Consider the following 13,081-nt stretch of genomic DNA (forward strand, 5'->3'; position numbering starts at 1 on the left):
GCCGGTGCGGCAGCGTGTCGCAGTTCTCACTCTGCACCTTTGCGGAGCATTAGTTCTCTTTCTCATTTGACAATCATTATCATTCAGAATAATTTGTCGCTCGATGTGTTGGACGGCTCAGCCCCCGCGAGCCGTCCCACGAACCTATTGGCAGCAAGGTGATTTCCATGACGGAACAAGTGTCCACAAGCAGGTGCGATTCACCGCTACTTCAGGCATTCGTCGACAATCGACTGATTCTGGTCAAGATTGCAGCGCGCATTACCGGCTGCCGGTCGCGGGCTGAAGACGTGGTGCAGGATGCGTTCTTCCGGCTGCATTCCGCGCCGCAGATCACGTCCTCGTTCAAGGCTCAGCTCAGCTACCTGTTCCAGATCGTGCGCAACCTGGCGATCGATCACTACCGCAAACAGGCGCTGGAGCAGAAGTACTCGGGCCCTGAAGAGGAAGGCCTGAACGTGGTGATTCAAGGCGCTTCGCCGGAAACCTCGCACATCAACTTCTCGACGCTGGAACACATCGCCGACGCGCTGACCGAGCTGCCCAGCCGCACCCGCTACGCCTTCGAGATGTACCGCCTGCACGGTGTGCCGCAAAAGGACATCGCCAAGGAGCTTGGCGTCTCGCCGACCCTGGTGAACTTCATGATTCGCGATGCGCTGGTGCACTGCCGCAAGGTGTCGGGCAGTCGTGTGGATACCTTTGCCCGCCGTTAAGATCTGAAATCTGCGTCGCCCCCTTCGCGAGCAAGCCCGCTCCCACATTGGATCTTCTGTGAACACAAGCTTTGTGAACACTGGAGATCAAATGTGGGAGCGGGCTTGCTCGCGAAGGCTGACTCAAGACCGAAGCAGATCTTGAGCCTTACATCTCAAGCCAACGCACACCGATCAAAAAACCGCTCACGCCCCAACACCATCAACGCCGCGCGCTTGTGCGGGAAGTCGAACGCTTTTTCGCAGTAGAAACCCTGGTTCTGCATATGCCCGATCATCTTCGCGTTGTCGGCGCGAGGCTCGGCAACCACTCGCTGAGTGCGTGGGTCGTCGAGAAACAGGTAATGCGTCAACGCCGATAACCAGCTCGCCACCTTGTGCGGGCCACGGTGATTTTCCTCACCCACCAGCATGTGAATACCGCGATCGTAATCGCCGGCGTCATAGAACGGCGCGATGCGATCTTCCTTGGCCCAATACGCTTCAAAGTAGGCGAACGGCTGATCATCGAAACAACCGATCAGCGTCAGGGTATGGGGATCGGCTTCAAGTTTGCTCAGGTACTCGTGATGCTGCTCGAGGCTGCCCTCCTCCTGCCAGAAACTCGCCACGCGCGGGCTGTTCTGCCAACGATTGAAACGCTCCAGGTCCTGGTCGATGTCCACCGTGCGCAGGGAAATCCAGGCACCGAGGCGTGCATCAAAACGCCGATAGACTTCACCACGCGGTTTCACCGGGCGCAGCGGATGGCGCTTGCCGTCACTGATGACCATTTGCTGCGGATAACCCGATGTCAGTGACGCGCCCAGCCAAGGCTGAGGCAACTGCCAGAACAGCGTGCGTTCGCAACGATACTGGCCGACGATTTCGGTAGGGATCAGCAACCCGCTGAGCAATGCTTCGGTGGGGGTTTCATCGAGTTGCCAGGTCAGGCGCTGGCAGGCTGGGTCACGGGCAAACAGCCAATAACAGGCCGCCCAGACGGTACGATTGTCGGCGTGGTCGAAGCGCTCTTCTACTTGCACCTGCAACTCGGGCTCGCGAGTCAGCTGCAGCTGAATCAGCGGCTGCCCTTCAAGGCTGAGGCACAGGCGGCTTTCGGTTTCATCAGCTACAAGACGGCTTCCTGTCGGCAAGGCCAGGGCAGTCAGGTCATTCAGAGTGGACATGGGTCGGGCTCACGTTAATCGTCGACAGTTCAACGAGGTGACGTGAGCCAGTGCGGGAAATTTAAGAGAAGTCGGTAAATACGCGTCCCGTGGCATGAATCAGGGTTTGCCCACCGGCACCAGGGCAATTTTATAGGGATCGAAAATCTTCAGCATCTGGCCATTGTCTCGCAGGTCTTGCAGCAACCTGCCGAATGCTTCGCCAGTAATCGGCGCCTGAGGGCGGATCAGCGCGTAATGGTGATAGACCTGATCGATGCGTTGGGAAACCAACAATTGCTCGCCGACTTTCTCGTTACGCAGCAGGTAATCGCTCAGGTAGGAACGTGTTACCAAGGCAATGTCCGCTCGTGCGCGCAGCACCATCAGCAAGTTGCTGTCATGGGAATAGGTCAACGTGGCCTTGTAGGTGTCGGCCAGATACTTGGGATCGGCATTGAAATTGGCAAACTCGTAGTGATAGCCGCTGTACAACGCCAGGCGTTTGCCTGTCAGGTCCTTGAAGTAATTCTCATCGCGATCGGGTTTCTTCTGCGCGACAAAAATTTCTGCATCTTCCAGGCCCATGTCGACGAGGGTATGCGGGATGTCCTTCCAGCCCCAGTCCGGGTTCTCGAAAATCGCCATATCGACCCGGCCTTCCTTGAAGTCGTTGAAACGTCGAGGAATGGAAGTGGGCACCAGCTCGAACTGATAGTCGTTTTGCAAGGCATTGAGCGCCTCGACCATCTGAGGCAGCAAACCGGTGTCGGCCCCGGATTCCGGGCGCACGGTATAAGGAGGAAAATGTGCGGCACCGACCCGCACCAGCTGTGCAGCCTGGACCGGAACCACGCATAACACCGCAAGCGTCGCCAGCAAAAGCCGCGAAGCCGTCCGAATTGGCGAAGACATCAAAACAATCCACTCCCCAAAAAAATACGCATCAATGCATTCAAGCTAGGCGGTTTCGGCTACTTAGCCAGTTTCCTTCTGATTCAAAACAAAACTACTGCTTTTCTTCCAGCACGAGAATCAATGCCTCATCGGCCAATTGATCGAGGCTCATGCTGCCGCCGGCGCGAAACCAGGTGGTAGTCCAGGACAACGCTCCGGTCAGGAAACGACGTGTAATAAACACATCGCCGCGGATAAAACCGGCCTCCTTGGCTTCACCCAACACTTGCAGCCAAAGTTCTTCATAAATATCACGTAGCGCCAGCACCTGCGCCTGTCCGTCTGCGGACAGCGAGCGCCATTCATACACCAACACCGCCATGGCCTCGCCGCTACCGCCCATGATCGACTGCAATTCACAACGAATCAGCGCCAGTACCCGCTCGCGCACACTGCCGGCTTCTGCCAGGGCTGCACGCATCAACGCGGTGTTGTAGCGAATGGTTTCTTCCATCACCGCCCGCAGGATCTCGTCCTTGCTTTTGAAGTGATGAAAAATGCTGCCTGACTGAATCCCCACGGCGCCGGCCAGATCGCGCACGGTGGTGCGTTCGTAACCTTTGTTGCGGAACAGGTGAGCCGCCACTTGCAGCAGTTTGCCGCGGGCGCTGTCCGGGTCGGTCAATTGGCCGCTGTCGACCAATTCGCGCATCACCCTCAGGGCTTTTTGCTCGTCCACCCGTTCTCTCCTACAGTCGATCAATCAAATACGCCGCTCGCCGCTAAAACTGCGGGGTTGCGCGGGCAATTTAAGCTGGCCGGAGCGACCAAGCAAGCGCTCGGGCAGAAGATATTTCAGTCGTTTACAAACCAAGCGCTTGCTTGGTAGTCTCGATGTACTTCTGTCGGGGGTGGTTATGGAGTTGACTGTGCCAAAAACAATCCGCATCGGTTGCGCCAGCGCCTTCTGGGGCGACACCTCGACCGCCGCCGCGCAACTGGTGGAAGGTGGGCGTCTGGACTATCTGGTCTTCGATTATCTGGCAGAAATCACGATGTCGATCATGGCCGGCGCGCGGATGAAAGATCCCCAGGCCGGTTACGCCAGCGACTTCATCGAAGTCCTCAGCCCGCTGTTGGGTCAACTCGCCGAACAGAAAATCCGCGTCATCAGCAACGCCGGCGGGGTTAACCCGCAAGCCTGCGCCGCCGCCCTGCAAGCGGCCTGCGACAAGGCCGGAGTGGCGCTGAAAATCGCCGTGCTGCTGGGCGATGATCTGCAGCCGCAGCTCAAACAGCTGAGCAGCGGCGGTATCCATGAAATGTTCAGCGGCGCGCCCTTGCCGCCGATGTGCGTCTCGACCAACGCCTACCTCGGCGCACCGGGCATCGTCGAAGCCCTGCGTCTGGGCGCCGACATCGTCATCACCGGGCGCGTGGTCGACAGCGCCGTGGTCAGTGCCGCGCTGGTGCATGAGTTCGGCTGGTCGTGGCACGACTACGACAAACTCGCCCAGGCCGCATTGGCCGGGCACATCATCGAATGCGGCGCCCAGTGCACCGGCGGCAACTTTACCGATTGGCGCGAGGTGCCCGACTACGAACACATCGGCTTCCCCATCGTCGAAGTCAGCGCCGACAGCCAGTTCATCGTCAGCAAACCCGAAGGCTCCGGCGGGCTGGTCACCCCGCTGACGGTCGGCGAGCAGATGCTGTATGAAATCGGCAACCCGCAGGCGTATCTGCTGCCGGACGTGGTCTGCGATTTCACTGAAGTCAAACTCGTGCAACAAGGCAAAAATGCGGTTCAGGTGCACGGCGCAAAAGGCTTGCCGCCGACCGATCAGTACAAGGTCAGCGCGACGTACCCGGACGGTTTCCGCTGCACCGCCAGTTGCCTGATCGCCGGGATCGATGCGGTCGACAAGGCGCGTCGAGTCAGCGAAGCGATCATCAACAAGACGTCGGAGATCTTCAGTCAGCGTGGCTGGGCGCCCTACAGCGAAGTGAACATCGAACTGCTCGGCAGCGAGGCCACTTACGGCCCCCACGGTCAGCGTCAGGACAGTCGCGAAGTGGTGATCAAACTCGCGGTGCGCCATCCGGGTAAACAGGCGTTGATTGTGTTCTCCCGTGAGATCGCCCAGGCCGCCACCGGCATGGCGCCGGGACTGACCGGGATTGTCGGTGGACGGCCGACGGTGTATCCGCTGATCCGGCTGTTCTCGTTCCTTATCGACAAAACCGCCTGCACGCTGGAAATTGATCTCAAGGGCCAGCGCCACCCCTGCGCCCTGCCCGCCGTTGATGTGCTCGACACCGCCGACTTGCCCGTGGCGTGCGCCCCACCGAAACCCTCAGGCCAGGCCGATGCCAGCGTGGCCCTGGTCAAACTTGCGGTGGCGCGCTCCGGTGACAAGGGCAATCACAGCAACATCGGCGTCATGGCCCGCAAGCCGGAGTACCTGCCGTGGATTGCCGAAGCCTTGACGCCGGAAGTGATCGTCGACTGGATGAGTCACGTCCTCGACCCGATCCACGGACGTGTCGAACGCTGGTACCTGCCGGGCACCCACAGTCTTAATTTTCTGCTGGAAAACGCCCTGGGAGGCGGTGGTGTGGCCAGCCTGCGGATCGATCCGCAAGGCAAAGCCTTCGCCCAGCAACTGCTGGACATCCAGATACCGGTGCCTCAGCGCATCGCCGACCAGGTCAACTAGAGGACTGTCGCCATGGCTTACGATTCGATTTTCAAAGCCGATTTGTTTGCAGACAAAAACATCATCGTCACCGGTGGCGGCAGCGGCATCGGCCGTTGCACCGCTCACGAACTGGCGGCCCTCGGCGCCCATGTGCTGCTGCTCGGGCGCAAGGCCGACAAGCTGAAAAACGTCGTGGCCGAAATTACCGAAGATGGCGGCAAGGCGGATTGGATGGTCTGCGATATTCGTGAGGAAGAAGCGGTCAAGCATGTGGTCAGCGAGTTGATCCGCAAGTACGGACCGATTCACGGCCTGGTCAACAATGCCGGCGGGCAGTACCCGTCACCGCTGGCGTCGATCAATCAGAAAGGCTTCGACACGGTGTTGCGCACCAACCTGATGGGCGGCTTCCTGATGGCCCGGGAAGTGTTCAACCAGTCCATGAGCACGCACGGCGGCGCCATCGTCAATATGCTCGCCGACATGTGGGGCGGCATGCCCGGCATGGGCCACTCGGGTGCGGCGCGTTCGGGCATGGACAACCTCACCAAGACCGCCGCGTTCGAATGGGGTTATGCCGGGGTGCGGGTCAACGCCGTGGCGCCGGGCTGGATCGCGTCCAGTGGCATGGACACCTACGAAGGCGCGTTCAAAGCGGTGATCCCGACGCTGCGTGAGCACGTTCCACTGAAACGCATCGGCACCGAATCGGAAGTCAGCGCGGCGATCGTTTTCCTGCTCAGCCCGGCCGCGGCGTTTGTCAGTGGCAGCACCTTGCGCATCGACGGCGCCGCCAGCCTGGGCGGGCGCGCCTGGCCGATACACAAGGCGCAGATCAGTACGTCATATAACGGTTTTCACCGCGCGTACTTACCAGACGTGCTCAGTCCGGACGTCCTCAAGGATAAGGAATAAGCCATGCCGGTGATTCAGTCGCAAGTGGACCCGTTCAGCGAACAGTTCGCCCGCAATCGCGCGGCGATGCTGGTCGGCATCGAGCACGTCCGTCAGCTCGAGCAGAACTTGCTGAACAAGGCGGCCGAAGCCAAACCCCGGTTCGACAAGCGCGGCCAATTGTTGCCCCGCGAACGCCTCAACCTGCTGCTGGACCCCGGCGCGCCATTCCTCGAACTGGCCAGCCTGGCGGGCTACAAGCTGCACGACGACAAGGACGGCAGCTCGGCTGGCGGCGGTTTGATCGCCGGGATCGGTTACGTGTCCGGCGTGCGGGTGCTGGTGGTGGCCAACAACAGTGCGATCAAGGGCGGGACCATTTCCCCCAGCGGTTTGAAAAAATCCCTGCGCCTGCAACAGATCGCCATGGAGAACAAACTGCCGGTCATTACCCTGGCCGAAAGCGGTGGCGCCAACCTCAATTACGCGGCGGAGATTTTCGTCGAAGGTGCCCGCAGCTTTGCCAATCAGGCGCGGATGTCAGCCATGGGCCTGCCGCAAATCACCGTGGTCCATGGCTCGGCCACGGCGGGCGGCGCTTATCAGCCAGGGTTGTCGGATTACGTGGTGGTGGTGCGTGGCAAGGCCAAGCTGTTTCTGGCCGGCCCGCCGCTGCTCAAGGCTGCCACCGGCGAAGTCGCCACCGATGAAGCACTGGGCGGCGCCGAGATGCACGCGCAAATCGCCGGCACCGCGGAATACCTGGCCGAAAACGATGCCGATGGCGTGCGCCAGGTGCGCGAGATTGTCAGCCTGTTGCCGTGGAACGATCAGCTGCCCTGGGTACCCGAACGTCGGTGGGAAGAACCGCTCTACCCCATCGACGAGTTGCTCGGGCTGATTCCTGACGACGCGAAAAAACCTTACGACGTGCGCGAAATCATCGCGCGGATTGCCGACGGCTCGAACTTTCTCGAATTCAAGGGTGAGTTCGATCAGCAAACCGTCTGCGGTCATTTGCAGATTCAAGGCCGCGCCTGCGGGTTCATTGGCAACAATGGGCCGATCACGCCCAAGGGTGCGAGCAAGGCGGCGCAGTTCATTCAGCTCTGCGACCAGAGCCAGACGCCGCTGCTGTTTTTTCACAACACCACCGGTTTCATGGTCGGCACCGAGTCGGAACAGCAAGGCGTGATCAAACACGGCGCGAAAATGATTCAAGCGGTGGCCAACGCCCGGGTACCTAAACTGACCATCGTCGTCGGCGGCTCCTACGGCGCCGGCAACTACGCGATGTGCGGCCGCGGCCTCGACCCGCGCTTCATTTTCGCCTGGCCGAACAGCCGCACGGCGGTAATGGGCGGCGCCCAGGCCGGCAAAGTGCTGCGGATCGTCACCGAGGCCAAACAGGTCAAGGACGGTCTGGTGCCCGACCCGAAAATGCTCGACATGCTGGAACAGGTCACCGCGCAGAAACTCGACAGCCAGTCCACCGCGCTCTATGGCAGCGCCAGTTTGTGGGACGACGGGTTGATTGATCCGCGGGATACCCGGACCTTGCTTGGGTACTTGCTGGATATCTGTCATGAGGCTGAAGTGCGGCCGCTGCAAACCAACAGTTTTGGCGTAGCCCGTTTCTAAGGGCGCTCAGGAGAACAATAAGAATGATCTTCACCCAGGAACACGAAGCACTGCGCCGCACCGTCCGCCAATTCGTCGATCACGAGATCAATCCTCACGTCGAGGCATGGGAAAAGGACGGGCGCTTTCCGATCCACGAAATCTTCCGCAAGGCCGGCGACCTCGGCCTGCTGGGGATTTCCAAACCGGAAAAGTTTGGCGGCATGGGGCTCGATTACAGCTATTCGATCGTCGCGGCTGAAGAGTTCGGCACCATCCACTGCGGCGGCATTCCGATGTCCATCGGCGTGCAAACCGACATGTGCACCCCGGCGCTGGCGCGTTTCGGCTCCGATGAACTGCGTGAAGAATTCCTGCGGCCGGCGATCACTGGCGAGCAGGTCGGCTGCATCGGTGTTTCCGAAGTCGGCGCCGGTTCCGACGTGGCCGGTTTGAAAACCACCGCCCGCAAGGACGGCGACGACTACGTGATCAACGGCAGCAAGATGTGGATCACCAACTCGCCGAGCGCTGATTTCATCTGTCTGCTGGCCAACACCTCGGACGACAAACCGCACATCAACAAGTCACTGATCATGGTGCCGATGAACGCGCCGGGCATCAGCCTCAGCTCGCACCTGGACAAGCTCGGCATGCGCAGTTCGGAAACCGCCCAGGTGTTTTTCGACAACGTGCGCGTGCCGCAACGCAACCGCATCGGCCATGAAGGCGCGGGGTTCATGATGCAGATGCTGCAGTTCCAGGAAGAACGGCTGTTCGGCGCGGCGAACATGATCAAGGGCCTGGAGTACTGCGTCGACAGCACCATCGAGTACTGCAAGGAACGTAAAACCTTCGGCAGTGCGCTGATCGACAATCAGGTCATCCACTTCCGCCTGGCCGAACTGCAAACCGAAATCGAATGCCTGCGGGCGCTGGTCTATCAGGCTACCGAGCAATACATCAAAGGCCAGGACGTCACCCGCCTGGCGTCGATGGCCAAACTCAAGGCCGGGCGTCTGGGCCGGGAAGTCAGCGACAGCTGCCTGCAATACTGGGGCGGCATGGGCTTCATGTGGGACAACCCGGTGGCCCGCGCCTACCGTGACGTGCGGCTGGTGTCGATCGGCGGCGGTGCCGACGAAATCATGCTGGGGATCATCTGCAAACTCATGGGCATTCTGCCGGGGAAAAAGAAATGAGCACCCTGCAGGTTTGCCAGACCTTGTTGCTGGAATCGCACAACGGCGTCCTGCACATCACCCTCAACCGCCCGGAAAGCCGCAATGCCATGAGCCTGTTGATGGTCGCGGAACTGCGTGCCGTGCTGTTGGCCGTGCGCGATGACCGTGAGATTCGTGCCTTGGTGATCGGTGGTGCCGGCGGGCATTTTTGCGCCGGAGGCGACATCAAGGACATGGCCAACGCACGCGCTCAAGGCCCGAGCGCCTATCGCGATTTGAATCGCGCGTTCGGTGCGCTGCTGCAAGAGGTGCAACACGCGCCACAAGTGGTAATCACGGTGCTACAAGGCGCGGTGCTCGGCGGTGGTTTTGGTCTGGCTTGCGTCAGCGACGTCGCCTTGGCCGATCATCAGGCGCAATTCGGTCTGCCGGAAACCAGCCTCGGCCTACTGCCAGCGCAAATCGTGCCGTTCGTGGTGCAGCGGATCGGCCTGACTCAGACTCGCCGACTGGCGCTGACTGCGGCACGTTTCGATGGCACACACGCACGGCGCATGGGATTGGTGCATTTTGTCGAGCATGACGCGCAAGCGTTGGCCGAGCGCCTCGATGAAATTCTGGCCCACGTGTTGTGCTGCGCGCCGGAGGCCAATGCGACGACCAAAAAGCTGTTGCTGGCGAGTGCCGGACAGCCATCGAATGCGTTGCTGGATGAAGCGGCCGATTGGTTCAGCGAGGCGGTGACCGGGGCTGAAGGTATTGAGGGGACCATGGCCTTCGTACAAAAGCGTAAACCGGGGTGGGCCCTTTAAAAGCATCGTCGGAACGCCGCCCGGAGCCGGCTCACTCCCACAGGGATCTGTGTCGTTCACAAAACCCTGTGGGAGCGAGCCTGCTCGCGATGAGGCCCTGACATTCACCGCAAATCTCAAGGGAGGAACCCATGCCCGGACTCAGAAAAATCCTGATCGCCAACCGCGGTGAAATCGCCTGCCGCATCCAGCGCACCGCCCAGGCCTTGGGTTATCGCACGGTCGCAATCTTCAGCGATGCCGACGCCGATGCGCTGCATGTGCAGATGGCCGACGAAGCCGTGAACATCGGCCCGGCCCCGGTGCAGCAGTCCTATCTGAATATCCCGGCCATTCTCGACGCCGCCCGGCGCACGGGCGCTGACGCGATCCATCCGGGCTACGGCTTCCTCTCGGAAAACACCGGCTTCGCCCGCGCCTGCCAGGATGCCGGCATCACCTTCATCGGCCCCAGCCCTGAAGCCATCGAACTGATGGGCAGCAAACGCCTGTCGAAACTCGCCATGCTCGATGCCGGTGTGCCGTGCATCAAGGGTTATCAGGGCGAAGAACAGGACGACGCAACCCTGAGCCGCGAAGCTGCACGCATCGGCTATCCGCTGATGATCAAGGCCAGTGCAGGCGGTGGCGGGCGTGGCATGCGCCTGGTGCACGAGGCCAGTGATTTGCTCGAGCAACTGCGCACCGCCCGCTCCGAAGCGCTGCATGGGTTTGGCAGTGACGAACTGATTCTCGAGCAAGCGCTGATCGACCCGCGTCACGTCGAAGTTCAACTATTCGGCGACCAACACGGCAACCTGATCTACCTTGGCGAGCGCGACTGCTCGATCCAGCGTCGCCATCAAAAAGTCATCGAAGAAGCGCCCTGCCCGGTGATGACCGCCGAGTTGCGTCAGGGCATGGGCGAAGCGGCGCTCAAGGCGGGGCGCGCCGTGAATTACGTCGGCGCTGGCACCGTCGAGTTCCTGCTGGATGCGCGTGGGCAATTTTACTTTCTGGAGATGAACACCCGACTCCAGGTGGAGCACCCGGTGACCGAATTGATCACCGGCCTCGATCTGGTGGCCTGGCAGTTGCACGTCGCCGAAGGACTGCCTCTGCCGTTGCGCCAGGAGCAAGTGTCGCTCAGCGGCCATGCCATGGAAGTCCGTTTGTACGCCGAAGATCCGGCACACGGCTTTCTCCCACAAACCGGTCGCATCACCGGCTGGGGGCCCGCGTTGCAGCGCGGCGTGCGGATCGACCATGGCCTGATCGAAGGCCAGACAATCAGCCCGTTTTATGACCCGATGCTGGGCAAGATCATCGCCCACGGCGCCACCCGCGAAGAAGCCCGGCGTAAGTTGCTGCGGGCGGTGCAGGACAGCGTGCTGCTCGGCGTGCAAAGCAATCAGCGCTTGCTCGCGAGCCTGCTCGAACACCCACAGTTCATCAGTGGCGAGTTCAGCACCGGGTTCATCCCGACACACTTTGCCGAGCATCCCTGCCTGCATGCGCATGTGCCGAGCGCCGAAGAACTGGCCATCGCGGCTGCATTGTTCTATCAGGCCTCGGCGCAGGTTCACCACGCACCACTGGCCGGTTGGCGCAACAACGCCAGCGTGCCGTTGCACTATCGAATCGGCCTTGAGGATCAGGATTGGTCGGTGGAATTGAATGCTGTGCCGGGTGAACCGTATCGGATTCAAGTGGCCACAACGCCCTTTGAATTGAAGGTCATCCAGTGCGACGGACGCTGGGCCAGCCTGGAAATCAACGGTATCCGGCGACGTCATGCTTACCGTCTTGCAGCCGGACAACTCTGGCTGTTCACCCGTCCCGGCAGCCTGCGGCTGGTGGACCGGACGCAAGCCGTGGTCAACAGCCAGGCCAGCGTCAGCACCGGCACCGGCACCGGCACCCTCAAGGCTCCGATGGACGGGGCGATCGTCGATGTGCTGGTGACTGAGGGCTGCCCGGTCAGTAAAGGCCAGTTGTTGGTGGTGCTGGAGGCCATGAAAATGGAACATCCGCTCAAGTCGGGCATCGACGGCGTGCTCAAACGCTTGCAGGTCAGGGTCGGTGACCAGGTGAAAAATCGTCAGATTTTGTTGGAGGTCGAATAAGCCGCTAGGCGGATCCGCCGGGTTTGGCTACGCTCAAGCCCTATCAGGACGCGGATACCAGGAACCCTGCGATGCCTCACTGGCTGGTCATTGATCTAGAAGCCACCACCGATGAGGGTGGTTGGCCAGTAACGGAAATGGAAATCATCGAAATCGGCGCCACCCTGGTGGACCGAAAAGGCCGAGAACTGGATAGCTTTCAACGCTTCGTGCGCCCGACGCGTCGGCCTTTGCTGACGCCGTTTTGCCGGCAACTGACCCGCATCACCCAGGCCAACATCGATGCCGCGCAGCCTCTGAGTGAGGTCTGGACGTCATTCGAGCACTGGCTCGGCCAGCATCACTCGCGCCTCGAAGGTTGGGCCAGTTGGGGCGATTACGATCGCAAACAGTTGGTTCAGGAGTGGGAGCGCCTGCAACTCGACAGCGCCCTGAGCCGAGTGCCGCACATGAACCTCAAACAGCGCTTTGCCAAGGCTCGCCGGCTGGAACGCCCGCTGGGGCTCAACGGCGCGCTGCAACTGGCGGGCATGCAGTTCAATGGCCAACAACATCGGGCGCTGGAAGATGCGCGCAATACCGCACGATTATTGCCGCTGGTTCTTCCGTCTTAGAGAGGTGACGCCGGCATGGGCCTTGTGCATACTGGCCGGCCCTTTTTAGCCCTTTTCGAGGAATCGCCCATGTTTAAAGTCAACGAGTACTTCGACGGCACCGTCAAGTCGATCGCCTTTGGCACCGCTGAAGGTCCTGCGACCATCGGCGTCATGGCACCGGGCGAATACGAATTCGGCACCAGCCAGCGTGAAATCATGCACGTGGTGTCCGGCGCCCTGACCGTCAAACTGCCGGACAGCAGCGACTGGGAAACCTTCGCCGCCGGCAGCCAGTTCAACGTACCCGCCAACAGCAAGTTCCAGCTGAAAGTGGCCGTCGACACCGCTTACCTGTGCGAATACCGCGGCTAAAACCCTGGGTTTTCACAGCGACAAAAAAAATGCCC

General features: G+C 60.6%; 12 protein-coding genes. 9 read left to right on the forward strand and 3 right to left on the reverse strand.

What is annotated here, in order from left to right; genetic code table 11:
• Positions 1–167: 167 nt before the first annotated feature.
• Complete coding sequence (locus tag ACYZTZ_RS19635) at positions 168–716, forward strand: RNA polymerase factor sigma-70 (RefSeq protein ID WP_458512271.1); 549 nt, start codon at positions 168–170, stop codon at positions 714–716.
• A gap of 155 nt (positions 717–871) precedes the next feature.
• Here ACYZTZ_RS19635 and ACYZTZ_RS19640 read toward each other — a convergent pair whose 3' ends face one another.
• From ACYZTZ_RS19640 to ACYZTZ_RS19650, 3 genes are all read right to left on the reverse strand, one after another.
• Positions 872–1,885, reverse strand: coding sequence for a GNAT family N-acetyltransferase (locus tag ACYZTZ_RS19640; RefSeq protein WP_461999446.1), 1,014 nt, complete (start codon positions 1,883–1,885; stop codon positions 872–874).
• A 99-nt stretch (positions 1,886–1,984) separates the two neighbouring features.
• Positions 1,985–2,779 (reverse strand): substrate-binding periplasmic protein, encoded by a 795-nt coding sequence (locus tag ACYZTZ_RS19645; protein WP_461999447.1) that lies wholly within the window; start codon positions 2,777–2,779, stop codon positions 1,985–1,987.
• Positions 2,780–2,873: 94 nt separating this feature from the next.
• A complete protein-coding gene (locus ACYZTZ_RS19650) occupies positions 2,874–3,500 on the reverse strand; it encodes a TetR/AcrR family transcriptional regulator (protein WP_008145910.1) in 627 nt (208 codons plus the stop codon).
• Positions 3,501–3,690: 190 nt separating this feature from the next.
• On the opposite strand from ACYZTZ_RS19650, the gene ACYZTZ_RS19655 reads away from it, so the two are divergent.
• The 8 genes from ACYZTZ_RS19655 to ppnP all read left to right on the forward strand — a co-directional run bounded on the left by ACYZTZ_RS19655 (position 3,691) and on the right by ppnP (position 13,046).
• Positions 3,691–5,481, forward strand: a complete 1,791-nt coding sequence (locus ACYZTZ_RS19655; RefSeq protein ID WP_461999448.1) for an acyclic terpene utilization AtuA family protein — start codon at positions 3,691–3,693, stop codon at positions 5,479–5,481.
• Positions 5,482–5,493: 12 nt separating this feature from the next.
• Complete coding sequence (locus tag ACYZTZ_RS19660; protein WP_461999449.1) at positions 5,494–6,378, forward strand: SDR family oxidoreductase; 885 nt, start codon at positions 5,494–5,496, stop codon at positions 6,376–6,378.
• Between the two features lie 3 nt (positions 6,379–6,381).
• Positions 6,382–7,998: a geranyl-CoA carboxylase subunit beta gene (gene atuC, locus ACYZTZ_RS19665; RefSeq protein WP_461999450.1), complete on the forward strand. Its 1,617-nt coding sequence runs from the start codon at positions 6,382–6,384 to the stop codon at positions 7,996–7,998.
• A 23-nt stretch (positions 7,999–8,021) separates the two neighbouring features.
• A complete protein-coding gene (atuD, locus tag ACYZTZ_RS19670; protein WP_461999451.1) occupies positions 8,022–9,179 on the forward strand; it encodes a citronellyl-CoA dehydrogenase in 1,158 nt (385 codons plus the stop codon).
• A complete protein-coding gene (locus ACYZTZ_RS19675) occupies positions 9,176–9,973 on the forward strand; it encodes an enoyl-CoA hydratase/isomerase family protein (protein ID WP_461999452.1) in 798 nt (265 codons plus the stop codon). Before atuD ends, ACYZTZ_RS19675 begins: the two co-directional genes overlap by 4 nt.
• A 131-nt stretch (positions 9,974–10,104) precedes the next feature.
• Positions 10,105–12,078 carry an acetyl/propionyl/methylcrotonyl-CoA carboxylase subunit alpha gene (locus ACYZTZ_RS19680; protein ID WP_461999453.1) on the forward strand — a complete coding sequence of 658 codons (1,974 nt, stop codon included), beginning with the start codon at positions 10,105–10,107 and terminating at the stop codon, positions 12,076–12,078.
• Between the two features lie 71 nt (positions 12,079–12,149).
• Complete coding sequence (locus ACYZTZ_RS19685; protein ID WP_461999454.1) at positions 12,150–12,692, forward strand: 3'-5' exonuclease; 543 nt, start codon at positions 12,150–12,152, stop codon at positions 12,690–12,692.
• Positions 12,693–12,761: 69 nt separating this feature from the next.
• Positions 12,762–13,046 (forward strand): pyrimidine/purine nucleoside phosphorylase, encoded by a 285-nt coding sequence (ppnP, locus tag ACYZTZ_RS19690; protein ID WP_007940055.1) that lies wholly within the window; start codon positions 12,762–12,764, stop codon positions 13,044–13,046.
• Positions 13,047–13,081: the final 35 nt, after the last annotated feature.

The organism is Pseudomonas sp. LB3P58 (assembly GCF_054897895.1).